Source organism: Serratia symbiotica (assembly GCF_000821185.2).
Lineage (GTDB): Bacteria > Pseudomonadota > Gammaproteobacteria > Enterobacterales > Enterobacteriaceae > Serratia > Serratia symbiotica.
The window spans coordinates 2285015-2303101 of the sequence record NZ_CP050855.1; the positions used below are offsets into that span (position 1 = coordinate 2285015).

9 protein-coding genes, 2 rRNA genes and 3 pseudogenes are annotated in these 18087 nt (G+C 52.9%); 11 read left to right on the forward strand and 3 right to left on the reverse strand.

Features of this window, described 5'->3' with window-relative positions:
- Nucleotides 1–476 precede the first annotated feature (476 nt).
- From proV to emrB, 7 genes and pseudogenes are all read left to right on the forward strand, one after another.
- The gene (gene proV / locus SYMBAF_RS11505) at nt 477–1679 is read left to right on the forward strand and encodes a glycine betaine/L-proline ABC transporter ATP-binding protein ProV (RefSeq protein WP_040266659.1); all 1203 of its coding nucleotides are present in this window, start codon (nt 477–479) and stop codon (nt 1677–1679) included.
- Nucleotides 1672–2721 carry a glycine betaine/L-proline ABC transporter permease ProW gene (gene proW, locus SYMBAF_RS11510; RefSeq protein WP_040266661.1) on the forward strand — a complete coding sequence of 350 codons (1050 nt, stop codon included), beginning with the start codon at nt 1672–1674 and terminating at the stop codon, nt 2719–2721. The genes proV and proW overlap by 8 nt, the downstream gene beginning before the upstream one ends.
- A gap of 69 nt (nt 2722–2790) precedes the next feature.
- Nucleotides 2791–3795: a glycine betaine/L-proline ABC transporter substrate-binding protein ProX gene (gene proX / locus SYMBAF_RS11515; RefSeq protein WP_040266663.1), complete on the forward strand. Its 1005-nt coding sequence runs from the start codon at nt 2791–2793 to the stop codon at nt 3793–3795.
- Between the two features lie 416 nt (nt 3796–4211).
- A pseudogene (locus tag SYMBAF_RS11520) lies at nt 4212–4544 on the forward strand (AzlC family ABC transporter permease); the annotation flags it as partial.
- Between the two features lie 60 nt (nt 4545–4604).
- A pseudogene (gene mprA / locus SYMBAF_RS11525) lies at nt 4605–5021 on the forward strand (transcriptional repressor MprA); the annotation flags it as partial.
- A gap of 294 nt (nt 5022–5315) precedes the next feature.
- The gene (emrA, locus tag SYMBAF_RS11530) at nt 5316–6488 is read left to right on the forward strand and encodes a multidrug efflux MFS transporter periplasmic adaptor subunit EmrA (protein WP_040266665.1); all 1173 of its coding nucleotides are present in this window, start codon (nt 5316–5318) and stop codon (nt 6486–6488) included.
- Between the two features lie 17 nt (nt 6489–6505).
- A complete protein-coding gene (emrB, locus tag SYMBAF_RS11535; protein WP_040266707.1) occupies nt 6506–8044 on the forward strand; it encodes a multidrug efflux MFS transporter permease subunit EmrB in 1539 nt (512 codons plus the stop codon).
- Nucleotides 8045–8099: 55 nt separating this feature from the next.
- Here emrB and SYMBAF_RS11540 read toward each other — a convergent pair whose 3' ends face one another.
- Nucleotides 8100–9182 (reverse strand): tRNA/rRNA methyltransferase, encoded by a 1083-nt coding sequence (locus SYMBAF_RS11540; RefSeq protein WP_040266669.1) that lies wholly within the window; start codon nt 9180–9182, stop codon nt 8100–8102.
- A gap of 210 nt (nt 9183–9392) precedes the next feature.
- Between SYMBAF_RS11540 and trxC the strand changes: the two are divergent.
- The 4 genes and pseudogenes from trxC (at nt 9393) to SYMBAF_RS11560 (ending at nt 14752) form a co-directional block, all read left to right on the forward strand.
- Nucleotides 9393–9786, forward strand: a pseudogene (trxC, locus tag SYMBAF_RS11545) (thioredoxin TrxC).
- Nucleotides 9787–10165: 379 nt separating this feature from the next.
- Entirely contained in the window at nt 10166–12814 is a 2649-nt protein-coding gene (locus SYMBAF_RS11550; protein ID WP_040266671.1) for a bifunctional acetate--CoA ligase family protein/GNAT family N-acetyltransferase, read from the forward strand.
- Nucleotides 12815–12966: 152 nt separating this feature from the next.
- Nucleotides 12967–14325, forward strand: coding sequence for a CDP-diacylglycerol--serine O-phosphatidyltransferase (gene pssA / locus SYMBAF_RS11555; RefSeq protein WP_040266673.1), 1359 nt, complete (start codon nt 12967–12969; stop codon nt 14323–14325).
- Between the two features lie 79 nt (nt 14326–14404).
- Nucleotides 14405–14752, forward strand: coding sequence for a YfiM family lipoprotein (locus SYMBAF_RS11560; RefSeq protein ID WP_040266675.1), 348 nt, complete (start codon nt 14405–14407; stop codon nt 14750–14752).
- A gap of 133 nt (nt 14753–14885) precedes the next feature.
- Here the strand turns inward: SYMBAF_RS11560 and rrf are convergent.
- Together rrf and SYMBAF_RS11570 are read right to left on the reverse strand one after the other, a co-directional pair.
- Nucleotides 14886–15001 (reverse strand): 5S ribosomal RNA (gene rrf / locus SYMBAF_RS11565).
- 106 nt (nt 15002–15107) lie between these two features.
- A 23S ribosomal RNA gene (locus SYMBAF_RS11570) occupies nt 15108–18019 on the reverse strand.
- Between the last annotated feature and the right edge of the window lie 68 nt (nt 18020–18087).

Below are 18087 nucleotides of genomic sequence, written 5' to 3' on the forward strand. Positions count from 1 at the left end.
TATATTGTGGTTTTAATGGTATTAATGCGGCTTTAATTTTAAAGCTTAGCAATTTTATTGCAGCAATTGAACAGCCATGTCCACACCTGTGGGCGATCACAAGCTGATCACGGGCAATATTACATCCCCCCTGCCTATGGTAGGGTAGCACCTTAGAATTTCTTCAGGTGAAGCCTGGCCGATGCGCATCACACTCTCATATCAAAACGAGCCAATACGGGAAAATAATGCCACTTGGTCGGATACATTATTTTTAACTGGGAGCAATCCATTATCGCAAATAATAAACAGCAATAGCCTAACAATCGGCCAAACTACTATAACCAATCGATAACTTGATGTAAACCACTTATATCTCTCTCATCTAGACATTGAGGGTTGTTTCAGAAACTCACTGTGTTAGGGTATAGGGCACACTTATTTTTATTAGGATATTTCATATCGCTTTAATTACACTGGAGGACACAGCAAATTGCATGAAAATTAAACTAGAAGTCAAGAACCTATATAAAATATTTGGCGAATACCCAGAGCGCGCTTTTAAACTGTTAGACAAAGGTCTGACAAAGGATCAGTTGCTTGAAAAAACTGGATTATCGCTCGGCGTAAAAAATGCCAGTCTGGCCATTGAAGAAGGCGAAATATTTGTCATCATGGGGCTATCCGGTTCAGGGAAATCCACTCTGGTACGCCTTCTCAATCGTCTGATAGAACCCACTCGCGGCGAGGTACTAATCGATGATGAGGATATTTCGAAAATATCCGACACCGCGCTACGCACCGTGCGACGTAATAAAATCAGCATGGTATTTCAATCATTCGCGTTGATGCCACATATGAACGTGCTTAATAATACTGCCTTCGGTATGGAATTAGCTGATATTCCTCCACAAGAACGGCAGAAAAAAGCGTTAGAAGCGCTACGTCAGGTCGGGTTAGAGAATTATGCCCATGCCTATCCAGATGAGTTGTCCGGTGGCATGCGTCAACGCGTAGGATTAGCCCGTGCGCTGGCTAATAATCCAGACATATTATTGATGGATGAAGCCTTCTCGGCGCTCGACCCATTAATCCGCGCCGAAATGCAGGATGAGCTAATTAAATTACAGGCTCAGCATCAACGCACTATCGTATTTATTTCCCACGATTTAGACGAGGCAATGCGCATTGGCGATCGTATTGCGATCATGCAGGATGGGGAGGTTATTCAGGTCGGCACGCCGGATGAAATATTGAATAATCCAGCCAACGATTATGTCCGCACCTTCTTCCGTGGCGTGGATATCAGCCATGTATTCAGCGCCAAAGATATCGCCCAACGCCGTCCGGTCACACTGATGCGCAAAACCCCCGGTTTTGGCCCACGCTCTGCGCTGCAACTGCTGCGTGATGAAGACCGTGATTATGGTTATGTTGTTGAACGCGGGAATAAATTTATCGGTGTGGTGTCGATAGATTCGCTAAAGAAGGCGCTAGCCGCCAGCCAGACGCTGGACGATGCCTTGCTTGAAGCCCCTACCCCGGTACCAGCCGACATGCCGCTGAGCGAACTGATCTCTCTGGTGGCCCAGGCACCTTGTGCGGTGCCGGTAGTCTGCGACGCACATAACTATCTCGGCATCATTTCCAAGGCCATGCTGCTACAGGCTTTGGACAAGGAGACCCCAACGAATGAGTGATACCTTACAAGCGCAAGATCCATGGGCTACTGCACCCACCGATCCAGGCACCACACCTGCGCCTGACCTCGCCGCACCAAGCTCTGACTGGCTCAACAGTGCACCGATTCAGCCTGAGCACTTTAACCTGCTTGATCCGTTCCATAACACCTGGCTGCCACTCGGCTCCTGGGTGACCCAAGGCATCGACTGGCTGGTGTTGCACTTTCGTCCGCTGTTCCAAGGCATCCGCGTGCCAGTGGACTATATCCTCAATGGCTTTCAGCACTTGCTGCTGGGCATGCCAGCCTCGATCGCCATTGTGCTGTTCTCACTGATCGCCTGGCAGGTCGCTAGCGTCGGCATGGGTGCCCTCACCCTAGTGTCACTGATCGCCATCGGTGCTATCGGTGCCTGGTCACAGGCAATGGTCACGCTGGCGTTGGTGCTGACCGCGCTGTTGTTCTGTATCGCCATCGGCTTGCCACTCGGCACTTGGCTGTCGCGGAGCAAACACGCCGCCAAGGTGATCAGACCGCTGCTCGACGCCATGCAAACCACCCCGGCCTTCGTCTACTTGGTGCCGATCGTCATGCTGTTCGGTATCGGCAACGTGCCGGGGGTAGTGGTCACCATTATCTTTGCGCTGCCGCCGATTGTGCGCATGACCATTCTCGGCATCAATCAGGTGCCGGAAGAGCTGATCGAAGCTGCACAATCCTTCGGTGCCAGTCCACGTCAACTGCTGTTCAAAGTGCAGCTACCGCTGGCGATGCCAACCATTATGGCCGGCGTTAACCAAACGCTGATGCTAGCGCTGTCGATGGTAGTGATCGCCTCAATGATCGCCGTCGGCGGTCTGGGCCAGATGGTATTGCGTGGCATCGGCCGGCTGGATATGGGGCTGGCCGCCGTGGGTGGCGTGGGCATCGTGATCCTGGCGATCATTCTTGACCGTCTCACCCAGTCACTGGGACGCGATCGTCGCAGTAAAAGTATTGGCCGTTGGTATGCCCACAACCCCGTTGGGCTGCTTACCCGTCCATTTATTAAAAAAACGTGATTTTTTTGCCGCTGGCGGCGTTCGGCCCCGGCGAGCCACTGTGCTAACATTAAAAACTGAGGAAAAACTATGCGCACCACAGGGATCTGGGCGATGATCGCCCTTACTACACTGATTGGTTCACAGGCTGCTGCTTCTGCTGATTTGCCAGGAAAAGGTATTTCGGTACAACCGGTACAAAGCACCATTTCTGAAGAAACCTTCCAGACGTTGTTGGTCAGCAAGGCGCTAGAAAAACTGGGCTACGAGGTGAAAGCCCCTCGTGAGGTGGATTACAACGTTGCCTATACTTCCATCGCCTCCGGTGACGCCACCTTTATCGCCGTCAATTGGGAGCCACTACATGCCGACCAATACAAAGCAGCCGGCGGCAACGACAAATTCTACCGCGAAGGCGTCTACGTCAATGGTGCTGCACAAGGTTACCTGATCGACAAGAAAACCGCCGATACCTACCACATCACTAACATCGAGCAGCTCAAGGAACCCAAAATCGCCAAGTTGTTCGACACCAACGGCGACGGTAAAGCCGATCTGACCGGCTGCACCCCTGGCTGGGGCTGTGAAGCAGTGATTAACCACCATATCGTGGCCTACGGCCTGAGTAACACCGTTGAGCATAACCAAGGCAACTATGCGGCGATGATTGCCGATACCATCTCCCGTTACAAAGAAGGCAAGTCAGTGCTGTACTACACTTGGACGCCTTACTGGGTAAGTGATGAGCTGGTGCCTGGCCGCGACGTAGTCTGGCTACAAGTCCCCTTCTCTTCTCTGCCGAGCGAGCAAAAAAACATCGACACCAAGTTGCCTAACGGTGCCAACTACGGTTTCCCAGTCAACACCATGCGCATCGTGGCCAACAAGCAATGGGCGGTAGCCAACCCGGCGGCAGCCAAGCTATTTGCCATCATGACGTTACCGATCGCCGACGTGAACGCGCAGAACCTGCGTATGCACCAGGGCCAGGCTTCAGAAGCTGATATCCTGAACCACGTCAATGGCTGGATCAAAGCGCATCAAGCGACCTTCGACGGTTGGTTGAAAACCGCCACAGAAGCCACAGAAAGTTAAGCAAACCGGGGTGCAGCAGCGCCCCTATCTTCGCAATACCTATACCTACAGCACCTACCCCGGCAAACGACAATTTAGCGCCTATCAAACCAGGCTATTAATTACTATGTAAATAATAACTTAATAATTTTATTGATAATCCAGGGTATAATCCTGACTCTCGACTTGGTCATGTTCTATACCTTAAATAATTCGAGTTTCAGGAAAGCAGCAACACAGTGACAAATCGGTCAGGAACCGATTTGAACAGCGCTTGCACAAGGCCGCAGGCTAAACCTTGGGGGATGTGGTCCATTAATTCCCAGGCACATACCCCCGTCAGTGACTGGGGTAAGCGAGGAAAGCTAACGCACAGGTAACCTAAAGTATGACGGGTATATACATGAATGATGAACGTTTTATCTACCCGCGACCTAATGAAAATACAAAACCAAGCTATACCACGCTGTCGCCATTTCCGCTTCACCAACGGCATCGTAGACAGTGTGCCATTCGTCATCGGCTAGCTACCCGTGGCCTTTGCTTTTGGCCTCAGCGCGGTCAAGCTGGGATTTAGCCCGCTCGCAAGCCTCTTCTTCTTCTTCTTCTTCTTCTTCTGCATTATCTATATCTATGCAGGCGCTCGCCAGTTCGTTATTACCGCCCTGTTGAGCGCCGGTATGTCACTATGGGTCTGCGCACTGACGGTGATGGTGATGGTGATGGATGCGCACCACTCACTGTACGGACCAGCACTGCACCATCGTATCGATTTATATTATTATCAGCCATTGTTATTATCTTGAAAGAAATTAATGAGGATCTAAATTATGGAAAGCTCATTTACTCCCATTGAACACATGTTGAATTTACATGCCGAGCGACAAAAAGACTTCCCACATTAGGAAATTCTGCTGACTCGGTTATGCATGCTCATACACGGAAAATTGCTGGAAAATCGTAATAATATACTGAAAGCACAGGGGATTAATAAAACGCTGTTTATAGCGCTGATCACGTTGGATGTGCAAAAAAACCACAGCATCCAACCTTCTGAACTAAGCTCTGCCTCGAGCTCTTCGCGCGCCCATGCCACCCGTATTGCCGGCGAGTTGGAAAAACGCGGTTAGGTTGAGCGCCGAGAAGGCAATAATGACCGCCATTGCCTGTATTTAAGCCTGACACCACAGGGAGAAAAGTTTCTCAGTCAACTGTTGACGCTACAGTATGAATGCCTGCATTTCCTGTAGTCCACCTTGCATGAGCATGAGCAAAAATAGTTGGAACAACTGACTGACACGTAAATTGTTAGCACATCTGGATAAAATGGAAATCAAAGAGCAATTATCCTAATTTATCATTGCTGTTCAGGGACTCATTTATGCAATCCCATCCACTATTGACCATATTACTGCTGGACAGATACACCCCTACCGATAATATTACCTCACAATATTAGGTGAATAAGCACAACCAATACAGATGTAACTTCAAATTATGGCGGGTAGAGAGAATTTGGAGAACACCATAGGGAGAACACCATGAGCGTTAGTGCGGAGACTCAAAACCCGCAGCAGGCGAACGGCAAAAAGAAGCAACGCAAATTTTGGCTGCTGTTGCTAACGGTTATTTTCATTATTGTTGGGATAGCTTATTTTATGTACTGGCTCCTGGTGTTTCGTCATTATCAGGAAACCGATGACGCCTATGTCTCCGGCAACCAGGTACAGATCATGGCTCAGGTATCCGGCAGCGTGAACAGTGTCAATGTCGATAATACCGACTACGTAAAACAGGGTGATGTGCTGTTAACGCTCGATCCGACCGATGCCGAGCAGGCGTTTGAACGTGCCAAAACGGGTCTAGCCAACAGCGTGCGTCAAACCCACCAATTGATCATCAACAGCAAGCAGTTTCAGGCCAATATCGCCCTGCGAAAGTCCGATCTGAGCAAGGCAGAGAACGATCTGAAGCGCCGTGTCGTATTGGGCAACGTTGATGCCATCGGCCGCGAAGAGTTGCAACACGCTCGCGATGCAGTGGACAGTGCCAAAGCAGCGCTGGAGGTGGCGACTGAGCAATACAACGCCAATCAAGCAATGGTGTTGGACACCCCATTGGAGCAGCAACCGGCCATCCTGCAATCCGCCGCGCAGATGCGCGATGCTTGGTTGGCAATGCAACGAACTAAAGTGCTGAGCCCTATCACCGGTTACGTCTCACGCCGTAGCGTACAGATCGGCGCGCAAATCGCCGCAGGCGCTCCGCTGATGGCGGTGGTACCTGCCGATCATATTTGGGTGGATGCCAACTTCAAAGAAACCCAGATCGCTAATATGCGTATCGGCCAACCGGTTACCGTGATCAGCGATGTGTATGGCGACGATGTAATCTACAACGGCAAAGTGGCTGGTATCGATATGGGTACTGGCAGCGCCTTCTCACTGTTGCCAGCACAGAACGCCACCGGTAACTGGATCAAAGTGGTGCAGCGCCTGCCGGTACGTATCGAATTAGACGCGAAGCAAATCGCCGATCATCCGCTGCGTATCGGCCTGTCAACACGAGTGAAAGTTGACACCGGTGATCTAGATGGCCACGTACTGTCCACTGTGGTGCGCGACAAGCCACGGTACCAAAGCAACGCGCTGGCGTTGGATCTGGTACCGGTTAACCAAATGATTGCCAAGGTGATCCATGCGAATGCTGGCTAAGCGTGCGGGAGGCCACCTTGCCACGGAAACCGCTTGAAGGCACCCAACTTGCCTGGATGACGGTCGCACTCGCTATGGCGACCTTCATGCAGGTGCTGGACTCCACCATTGCCAATGTAGCGATCCCCACCATCGCGGGTAACCTGGGTTCTTCCAACGCTCAGGGCACCTGGGTGATCACCTCGTTTGGCGTAGCGAATGCCATCTCCATTCCAATAACTGGCTGGCTGGCGAAACGCATCGGTGAAGTGCGATTGTTCCTCTGGTCCACCACGCTGTTCGTGTTCGCTTCCTGGCTATGTGGTATTTCTAATAGCCTGGGGATGCTGATTTTCTTCCGCGTGATCCAAGGCTTAATGGCGGGGCCATTGATCCCGTTATCGCAAAGCCTGCTGCTAAACAACTATCCCCCCGCTAAACGGGCAATGGCCTTGGCGTTGTGGTCAATGACGGTAATCATCGCACCGATATTCGGGCCGATCCTCGGCGGTTACATCAGCGATAACTACCACTGGGGTTGGATCTTCTTCATCAACATTCCATTTGGCATCTTTGTGATCATGGCGGCGTTGTCAACGCTGCGCGGCAGGGAAACCAAAACCGCGATCATGCCCATTGATGCCGTCGGCCTGGGGCTGTTAATTGTCGGCATAGGGTCGCTACAGGTCATGCTCGATCAAGGTAAGGATCTGGACTGGTTCAACTCAACCGAGATCATCACCCTCGCCGTGATTGCGGTGGTGGCGCTGCTGTTCCTGATAATCTGGGAGCTAACGGACGATCACCCGATAGTGGATTTGTCGCTGTTCAAGTCGCGCAACTTTACCATCGGCTGTCTGTGCAGCAGCCTGGCCTATATGCTGTACTTTGGTACTATCGTGTTGTTGCCGCAGTTGCTGCAAGAAGTCTATGGTTATACCGCTACCTGGGCGGGGTTGGCTTCTGCACCTGTTGGGCTGATACCGATGTTGCTGTCGCCGGTTATCGGTAAGTTCGGCAACCGGCTGGACATGCGACGGCTAGTGACCTTCAGCTTCATTATGTATGCTGTGTGCTTCTACTGGCGCGCCTATACGTTTGAACCGGGAATGGACTTTAGTGCCTCAGCCTGGCCGCAGTTTGTCCAAGGCTTCGCTATCGCCTGCTTCTTTATGCCATTGATCACCATTACGTTGTCCGGCTTATCGGCAGAACGTATGGCGTCGGCATCAAGCCTGTCGAATTTTACCCGTACTCTGGCAGGCTCTATCGGCACTTCGATCACCACCACGTTGTGGACTCAGCGCGAATCTCAGCACCATTCTCAGCTAACGGAGTTTGTAAACCCTTATAACCCACAATCGCAGGAAATATATCTACGGTTGGCACAGATCGGCATAAGCAGGCAGCAGGCATCAGCCTATATTGCCAAAGAGATCACCACACAGGGGCTTATCATCTCAGCCAATGAAATTTTCTGGCTGTCTGCCGGGGTTTTCATGATCCTGTTGGTACTGGTGTGGCTGGCAAAACCACCATTCAGCCCCGGAAACGCAGAGGGCGGAGGCGTTCACTGAACATCCAAGCAAAACGGGTACCCTGAGGCACCCGCTTTTCATCCAGCGTTGAGCATTACGCCTGATTCTGTCGCCACCAGTCAGCCAGCAAAATGCCAGTGGCAACCGACACGTTCAGGCTGTCCACCTTACCGGTGCCGCCGATGGAAATACTCATGTCCCCCTGCTGCCAAGCGCTGTCACTCAAACCATCACGCTCTTGCCCCAACACCAACACTATTTTGGCCGGCAACTTGGCCTGTGCTAACGCAGTACCTTTGTGGCTGGAGGTGGTGACGATGGTATAACCCGCCTGGCGAAAGATATCCAGCACCGATAGAAAGTCATCAGCATTGATCGCCTTTATATGCTCCGCACCGCCTTCTGCGGTGCGCACTGCGGCCCCGGATTCCAACACTGCAGGATCTTGCAGCAACACGCCATTGACACCGAAATGGGCACATGAGCGCACGATAGCACCCAGATTATGCGGGTTGCCCACCTCTTCCAGCGCCAACACGCAGTCGGTAGCCAGGGGGTTTTTCAGATAGGTCTGCGCATCCAACCCCTGACGCTTTTTAATCAAAAAACAGACGCCACCGTGGTGTTCAGTACCGGAAGCCTTGACCAGTTCTTCCTCATCCACCACATGGTAAGCCTTGCGGTTAGCCGCCATCCAGCGCAACGCTTCACGGAAACGCGGAGTGATCGACTGTATGAACCAAGCGCGAACGATGGCATCTGGACGGCTGGCGAACAGCGCCTGACAGGCGTTCTCACCGTAGACGCGGGTTTCTTCCGCACGCTGCCGGCGCAACTGTTCCGGGTCGATAAAGCTTTTGCCGCTGATGCCGCCATGATCAAACGCAGGCTCTTCATCTGGTGCGCGTGAAACGGTTTTCCATGGTGAATCATAACTCCCTCGATCTGCGGAGCGAGACAGCGCCGGACGACGAGAGTGATCACCTTCACTGCGGTGGAAACCTGCTCCACGACGATCATGGCCATTACGCACTTTGGCTTGATCCTCACGGCTTAAGCGTGCGCTGTTTACCGAGCGACCTTTGCCAGCCGAATGTTTATTTTTGTTACGGCCATCATCGCTGCGGACGTACATCACTTTAACTTTACCGTTCTTACCACTGAATGCGTCGTTCATTGTCTTCTCCACCTACGCGCTGGGCGCGAAGAGTACCTGATGTTACTGCATGAAACTACCAACTTGCGCCAAAAGTTCCCAACTGTCATATCTATTGAACAATCCTCGTTGTCCAGCCCATTGCTTTTGCCAACAATCCGCCATATTAAAAACCCTCTGCGTTACTGAATGCAGCCGGCCTGTGATACGCTTTTAATATTTAAGACCAACATGAATACAATTTGTGCACTTTGCCATGTCACTAACCCTGTACCTGAAGATCACCTGGCGGACGGCGCAAAGTGTGGCCGCTGCGGCCATGGACTCTTCGGCGGTGGCGTGATAAACGCCACCGCTACCACCTTGGATCAACTGAGACAGGGCGACCTGCCCGTGGTGGTCGGCTTCTGGGCACCCTGGTGCAGACCATGCCGCAGCTTTGCACCACTAGTGTGTTAACAAAGTACGCTTCGTGAGCGTCAACACCGAAGCCGAGCCAGAGCTGAACGCTCACTTCCGCAGCATCCCCACCATTATGGTGTTCCGCGCGGGAAGAATGGCCGATATACTCAACGGCACGATGCAGAAAGTGCCGTTTGACCCTTGGTTCAATGCGTTAGTTTAACGCAGAAAATGTAGGCTTGTATCCCGCAATTACCCATGATCGCCGCTGTCGGCCTTGTCTAACGCGCGGCTGGGAGGCTAAGAACCTATCCCATTAGACTGTTTTATTTGCCATTTTGACCCTGGGCCATGCTCACCATCCTCACGTAATACCGGTACGCTCCGCTTGTTACGCGCTATCCGTGAGCAAATTGGCAGCAACAATGTACGCCCACTGGGATAGGCGCTTATCCGCTGAGGCCCAGCAACTACGTCCGAGACTTCTGCCATTTCCATTAACAATATCTGGTGAGGAACCTATTCGCTCGGAGGTAGCGGTCACAGTAAAGCCGCAGCAAAGCGGCTAAAATCAGGCCTAACGTTGCCAAAAGGAACCATGCATGAGCCAGCGAGGGTTAGAGGCGCTATTACATCCCAAGTCTATCGCCGTTCTCGGCGCTTCACAGCAGCCCGGCCGTGCCGGCCACCTGATGATGAGCAACTTGCTGGCGGGCGGCTTCAACGGCCCGGTACTGCCTGTAACGCCGCGTTATATAGCAGTGTGCGGCGTGATGGCCTATCCAGACATCGCCAGCCTGCCACTGCCCCCCGATCTGGCGATCCTCTGCACCCACGCCAAACGCAATCTACCCCTGCTGGAGGCATTAGGCCAACGGGGCTGTAAAACCGCCATCATACTCTCTTCATCACCGGAACAGTTCGCCGAGCTGAAAGCCTGTGCGCAGCGTTACGCCATGCGTCTGCTGGGGCCTAATAGCCTAGGGCTGCTAGCACCCTGGCAGAGCGTTAACGCCAGCTTCTCACCACTGCCCATCCAAAAGGGCAAGCTGGCGTTTGTTTCCCAATCCGCCGCCGTGGCCAATACCGTCCTCGACTGGGCGCAACAGCGTGAAATCGGCTTTTCTTATTTCATCGCGCTGGGCGACAGCCTGGATATCAACATCGACGACCTGCTCGACTTTTTGGCTCGCAACGCTAAAACCAGCGCCATCCTCCTGTACCTGGAGAACATCAGCGATGCGCGCCGCTTTCTGTCAGCAGCGCGCAGCGCCTCACGCAACAAGCCGATATTGGTGATTAAAAGCGGACGCAGCCAGCAGGCGCAGATACTGCTTAACAGTCCTTTGGGGTTAGACGCCGCCTACGATGCCGCGATCCAGCGCGCCGGCCTATTGCGTGTACAGGACACCCATGAACTGTTCTCAGCGGTGGAAACACTCAGCCATATGCATCCGCTACGCGGCGAACGACTGATGATCGTCAGCAACGGTGTGGCACCAGCAGCGATGGCACTAGATGAACTGCTGAGCCGCAACGGCAAACTGGCAATACTGGGGGAAGAAAGCTTGGCACAGCTCGGCAGCGCACTACCAGAGTTTATTCGCACCGATAACCCGCTCGATTTGCGCGACGATGCCACACCACAGCGCTATCTGGTGGCGATTAAGGCATTGCTTGACAGTCATGACTACGACGCCCTGCTGCTGATCCACGCGCCAAGCACTGCAGCGCCGGGCGGAACCACCGCAGAATACCTGATCGAGGCTCTGCGCCAGCATCCACGAGGCAAACGCATTACGCTACTCACCAACTGGTGCGGTGAATACTCTTCACAGCAAGCACGGCGGCTATTTACCGAAGCAGGCATTCCAACCTACCGCACACCAGAAGGGGCAGTGACTGCTTTTATGCAGATGGTGGAATACCGCCGCAACCAGAAGCAGCTAAAAGAGACGCCAGCGATGCCGAGCGACCTGACCGCCAACACCGCAGATGCCCACCGGTTGATTCATCAGGCATTGGCCAAAGGGGCTACCCAGCTCGACACTTATGAGGTACAACCCATCCTACTGGCCTACGATCTCAGTACCCTACCAACGTGGATAGCCAAAGACAGTGCCGAAGCGGTGCACATCGCCGAAAAGATAGGCTACCCGGTGGCGTTAAAACTGCGCTCGCCGGATATCCCGCACAAATCCGAGGTTCAAGGGGTTATGCTCTACCTACGTACTGCCAACGAAGTACAGCACGCAGCCGAGGCGATTTTCGATCGCGTCAAGCACACTTACCCGCTAGCCCGTATTCACGGCCTACTGGTGCAGAACATGGCCTATCGCGCCGGTGCCCAAGAGTTGCGCATTACAGTCGAACAAGACGCTATTTTCGGCCCATTGATCATGCTGGGTGAAGGCGGCAGCGAGTGGGGCCATGAGAACCAGGCCGCAGTGGCACTACCACCGTTGAATATGGCACTGGCGCGTTATCTGGTATTGCAGGCGGTGAAAGGCGGAAAAATATACGGACGCAGTGCGCTGCGGCCTTTAGACATCCTTGGGCTAAGTAGACTGCTGGTACAGGTATCCCACTTGATTTTGGACTGCCCGGAGATTACCCGGTTGAATATTCACCCGGTATTGGCCTGCGGCAGTGAGTTCACCCTGCTGGACGTTTCCATGCACATCGCTCCCTTCAGTGGAGACCCGCAAGCGCGACTGGCCATCCGCCCTTATCCGCAGGAACTAGAAGAATCCATCGCGCTTAAAGATGGCAGCCAGTGCCTGTGTCGGCCGATCCTGCCGGAGGACGAACCAGCACTGAAGCACTTTATCGATCGGGTCACCAAGGAAGATCTCTACTACCGTTACTTCAGTGAGATTAATGAGTTTACCCATGACGATTTGGCTAACATGACGCAGATCGACTATGACCGAGAGATGGCATTTGTGGCCGTGCGCGGTGAGGAAATCATCGGCGTGACGCGCTCGATGTCCGATCCAGACAACACTGACGCGGAGTTCGCCGTACTGGTGCGTTCCGATCTGAAGGGACTGGGGCTGGGACGCCAACTGCTAGAAAAAATGATCGCCTATGCACGCGCCCACGGGCTGCACCGCCTAATGGGCATCACCATGCCCAATAATCGCGGTATGATCACACTGGCACAGCGGCTAGACTTTGACATCGATGTGCAGCTTAAGGATGGCATCGTCAATCTAATCCTGCCGTTGCATGCTGACGGCAGGCAGTGAGCCGTGTGCAATGCGCTACGAATCCAACACTTAACGTCAAAACATACGCACAATCGGGGCAACTAGTGGTATTATCGCCCGACTATTCGATTTAATATTTTTATACCTGTGGCCTTCCAGCCATCCCATTATGAGAGAAGAAGCGCACTGTGATGTTGTCAAAATTTAAACGTAGCAAACACCAACAACACCTTGCACAATTGCCCAAACTCCCCCAATCGTTGGCTGAAATTCATACTTTGTACGCGCCATCAGACTTCCGTACCGAGCTATTGGCATCCATCGCTAACGCTACCCAGCGCATCTATCTGGTCGCCCTCTATCTGGATCATGATGATGCCGGGCGTGAGATCCTCAACGCGCTTTATCAAGCCAAGCAGCTACGCCCCAAGTTGGAGATCTGCATTCTGGTCGATTGGCACCGTGCACAACGTGGGCGTATCGGTGCCGCTGCCACTAACACCAATGCTGACTGGTATTGTTCAATGGCAAACCAGCACCCAAAAAACGTGTCGGTGCCGGTATACGGCGTGCCAGTCAATACTCGAGAAGCACTGGGCGTACTTCACCTAAAAGGCTTTATTGTTGATGATACCGTAATTTACAGCGGTGCCAGTATCAACAATGTCTATTTGCATCAGCATGAGAAATACCGTTATGACCGCTACCAGTTAATCACCAACCCCGTCCTGGCTGAGACGATGATCGGTTACATTAAGCAGCATCTACTGACTGCCGGTGCCGTACAGCGTTTAGATCGTGACGATCGCCCGAAAAGCCCGGAGATCAAAAACGAAACCCGCCAGTTTCGCTTCAGCCTGCGGCGCACCGGTTATCAGTTCCGCGATAAAGCGAGCAACGATGAGCTGGCAGTTACGCCGCTGGTGGGGCTTGGCAAGCAAAGCGTGTTGAATACCACCATTCATCATCTGATGTCCTGCACCGATCAGAAGCTGACGTTGTGCACGCCTTATTTCAACCTACCAGCGCGGCTGATGCGCAACATCATTTATCTGCTACGCCAAGGCAAACAGGTAGAAATCATCGTCGGCGACAAAACCGCCAACGATTTTTTTATTCCAGAAGACCAGCCGTTTAAAATTATTGGCGCGCTGCCTTATCTGTATGAAATCAATCTGCGTCGTTTCCTCAGCCGCCTACAGCGCTATATCGATACCGGCCAGTTGATTGTGCGCCTGTGGAAAGACGGCAATAACAGCTATCATCTGAAAGGCATGTGGATAGATGACGAGTGGCAACTGATCACTGGCAACAACCTCAATCCACGTGCCTGGCGACTGGATCTGGAGAACGCTATTCTGATCCACGATCCTAAACAGGAAATGCGCGAACAACGGCATAAAGAGCTAGAGTGCATCCGTACCCATACTACTGTGGTAGGAAACTATCTGGAGCTGCAAAGTATCCAGCAGTACCCCAGCAAGGTGCGCAAGCTGATCCGCCGTCTGCTACGCATCCGCCTCGACAAGTTGATTAGCCGCATACTGTAATCCGTCTATAATTCAGCTATCGCCAGACCCCGGCTCATGCGGGGCTATTTATACGCTATGGCTACAGGATATCTTCACTATGCGCCTGCTTTGCTTACTAGCCATTTCCTCTTTATTATTGTTCATCATCGGCTGTACTCATCTGGTCAACGACAACTGGACCGGTAAAGATAAAGTGCAGCATTTTATCGCCTCTGCCGCAATGGCGGCAGCCGGAAGCGCTTATGGCACTCACCAAAACTGGAATGAAGCACGCTGCCGCAGCTTTGGACTGGCATTCTCGATTGGGATAGGTGCCGCCAAAGAGCTATATGACAGTCGCGCGGGCGGTACCGGCTGGAGCTGGAAGGACTTTGCCTGGGATGTGTCGGGCGCAGCAGCGGGCCATAGCCTGTACCACGCTACCCGCCGATCTTTGATTGCTTAGGTCACTGTCAAGCAACGCCTAACGTGTTCCCGACTCTTTCGTTTCACCTGCACAGGCCCAGGCCATTCACTCTCGGTAACTCACAAAGCAAAAAGCCCCATGCTTTCGCATGAGGCTTTCTACTTTATTTGATGCCTGGCAGTGTCCTACTCTCACATGGGGAGACCCCACACTACCATCGGCGCTACGGCGTTTCACTGCTGAGTTCGGCATGGAATCAGGTGGGACCACCGCGCTATCGCCGCCAGGCAAAGTCTGTTTCATTCTCGGCCGTTACTCACGTAACCACCAGAACCAATCTCGGAACTCGCTGAAAATAACTCCACCCCTGCCTATAACACACCTTCGGTGTTGTAAGGTTAAGCCTCACGGCTCATTAGTACTGGTTAGCTCAAAGCATCGCTGCTCTTACACACCCAGCCTATCCACGTCTTCGTCTTAAACGTGCCTTCAGGGACCTCTCAGACCCAGGGAAGACTCATCTCGAGGCCAGTTTCGCGCTTAGATGCTTTCAGCGCTTATCTGTTCCGCACTTAGCTACCGGGCAATGCCATTGGCATGACAACCCGAACACCAGCGGTGCGTTCACTCCGGTCCTCTCGTACTAGGAGCAATCCCTCTCAATCTTCCTACGCCCACGGCAGATAGGGACCGAACTGTCTCACGACGTTCTAAACCCAGCTCGCGTACCACTTTAAATGGCGAACAGCCATACCCTTGGGACCTACTTCAGCCCCAGGATGTGATGAGCCGACATCGAGGTGCCAAACACCGCCGTCGATATGAACTCTTGGGCGGTATCAGCCTGTTATCCCCGGAGTACCTTTTATCCGTTGAGCGATGGCCCTTCCATTCAGAACCACCGGATCACTAAGACCTACTTTCGTACCTGCTCGAGCCGTCACTCTCGCAGTCAAGCCAGCTTATGCCTTTGCACTAAACTCACGATGTCCGACCGTGATTAGCTGACCTTCGTGCTCCTCCGTTACTCTTTGGGAGGAGACCGCCCCAGTCAAACTACCCACCAGACACTGTCCTCACCCCGGGTCACGGGGCAAAGTTAGAACATCAAACATTAAAGGGTGGTATTTCAAGGGTGGCTCCTCGCAGACTGGCGTCCACGATTCACTGCCTCCCACCTATCCTACACATCAAGGCTCCATGTTCAGTGTCAAGCTATAGTAAAGGTTCACGGGGTCTTTCCGTCTTGCCGCGGGTACACTGCATCTTCACAGCGAGTTCAATTTCACTGAGTCTCGGGTGGAGACAGCCTGGCCATCATTACGCCATTCGTGCAGGTCGGAACTTACCCGACAAGGAATTTCGCTACCTTAGGACCGTTATAGTTACGGCCGCCGTTTACTGGGGCTTCGATCAAGAGCTTCGCCTTGCGGCTAACCCCATCAATTAACCTTCCAGCACCGGGCAGGCGTCACACCGTATACGTCCACTTTCGTGTTGGCACAGTGCTGTGTTTTTATTAAACAGTTGCAGCCAGCTGGTCTCTGCGACTGGCTTCAGCTCCCTCCGATACGGAGTTCACCTACATGCCAGCGTGCCTTCTCCCGAAGTTACGGCACCATTTTGCCTAGTTCCTTCACCCGAGTTCTCTCAAGCGCCTCGGTATTCTCTACCTGACCACCTGTGTCGGTTTGGGGTACGATTAAAGGTGACCTGATGCTTAGAGGCTTTTCCTGGAAGCAGGGCATCAACAGCTTCTGCACCTTGGTGCATCGTCATCACGCCTCAGGGTTTCTGTATGGCGTTCCGGATTTACCCAAAACGCCCCCCTACACGCTTAAACCGGGACAACCGTCGCCCGGCCTGCCTAGCCTTCTCCGTCCCCCCTTCGCAGTCACACCCAGTACAGGAATATTAACCTGTTGCCCATCGACTACGCTTTTCAGCCTCGCCTTAGGGGTCGACTCACCCTGCCCCGATTAACGTTGGACAGGAACCCTTGGTCTTCCGGCGAGCGGGTTTTTCACCCGCTTTATCGTTACTTATGTCAGCATTCGCACTTCTGATACCTCCAGCACCCCTCACAGGACACCTTCAACGGCTTACAGAACGCTCCCCTACCCAACAACGCATCAGCGCCGCTGCCGCAGCTTCGGTGCATGGTTTAGCCCCGTTACATCTTCCGCGCAGGCCGACTCGACCAGTGAGCTATTACGCTTTCTTTCAATGATGGCTGCTTCTAAGCCAACATCCTGGCTGTCTGGGCCTTCCCACATCGTTTCCCACTTAACCATGACTTTGGGACCTTAGCTGGCGGTCTGGGTTGTTTCCCTCTTCACGACGGACGTTAGCACCCGCCGTGTGTCTCCCGTGATAACATGCTTCGGTATTCGCAGTTTGCATCGGGTTGGTAAGCCGGGATGGCCCCCTAGCCGAAACAGTGCTCTACCCCCGAAGATGAATTCACGAGGCGCTACCTAAATAGCTTTCGGGGAGAACCAGCTATCTCCCGGTTTGATTGGCCTTTCACCCCCAGCCACAGGTCATCCGCTAATTTTTCAACATTAGTCGGTTCGGTCCTCCAGGTGGTGTTACCCAACCTTCAACCTGCCCATGGCTAGATCACCGGGTTTCGGGTCTATACCTTGCAACTCTTCGCCCAGTTAAGACTCGGTTTCCCTACGGCTCCCCTATGCGGTTAACCTTGCTACAAAATATAAGTCGCTGACCCATTATACAAAAGGTACGCAGTCACACCTCAACGGTGCTCCCACTGCTTGTACGTACACGGTTTCAGGTTCTTTTTCACTCCCCTCGCCGGGGTTCTTTTCGCCTTTCCCTCACGGTACTGGTTCACTATCGGTCAGTCAGGAGTATTTAGCCTTGGAGGATGGTCCCCCCATATTCAGACAGGATGTCACGTGTCCCGCCCTACTCATCGAACTCACAGCCAGTGCATTTTTGTGTACGGGGCTATCACCCTTTACTGCGCGACTTTCCAGACGCTTCCACTAACACACCCGCTGATTCAGGTTCTGGGCTGGCCCCCGTTCGCTCGCCGCTACTGGGGGGATCTCGGTTGATTTCTTTTCCTCGGGGTACTTAGATGTTTCAGTTCCCCCGGTTCGCTTCGTCAAGCTATGTATTCACTTAACGATAGTGTGACGTATCACACTGGGTTTCCCCATTCGGGTATCGCCGGCTATAACGGTTCATATCACCTTACCGGCGCTTTTCGCAGATTAGCACGCCCTTCATCGCCTCTGACTGCCTAGGCATCCACCGTGTACGCTTAGTCACTTAACCTTACAACCCGAAGGTGTCTCACTTCGCATTGCAAACAGGTGAGTGTCACCATGACAGCTTGACCCTTA

What these genes read in the sequence shown, in the direction of transcription:
- SYMBAF_RS11540 (WP_040266669.1), bottom strand. Translation starts at nt 9,182, where the DNA reads ATGAACGACGCATTCAGTGGTAAGAACGGTAAAGTTAAAGTGATGTAC.
- SYMBAF_RS11550 (WP_040266671.1), top strand. Translation starts at nt 10,166, where the DNA reads ATGAGCCAGCGAGGGTTAGAGGCGCTATTACATCCCAAGTCTATCGCC.
- emrA (WP_040266665.1), top strand. Translation starts at nt 5,316, where the DNA reads ATGAGCGTTAGTGCGGAGACTCAAAACCCGCAGCAGGCGAACGGCAAA.
- proW (WP_040266661.1), top strand. Translation starts at nt 1,672, where the DNA reads ATGAGTGATACCTTACAAGCGCAAGATCCATGGGCTACTGCACCCACC.
- pssA (WP_040266673.1), top strand. Translation starts at nt 12,967, where the DNA reads ATGTTGTCAAAATTTAAACGTAGCAAACACCAACAACACCTTGCACAA.
- proV (WP_040266659.1), top strand. Translation starts at nt 477, where the DNA reads ATGAAAATTAAACTAGAAGTCAAGAACCTATATAAAATATTTGGCGAA.
- SYMBAF_RS11560 (WP_040266675.1), top strand. Translation starts at nt 14,405, where the DNA reads ATGCGCCTGCTTTGCTTACTAGCCATTTCCTCTTTATTATTGTTCATC.
- proX (WP_040266663.1), top strand. Translation starts at nt 2,791, where the DNA reads ATGCGCACCACAGGGATCTGGGCGATGATCGCCCTTACTACACTGATT.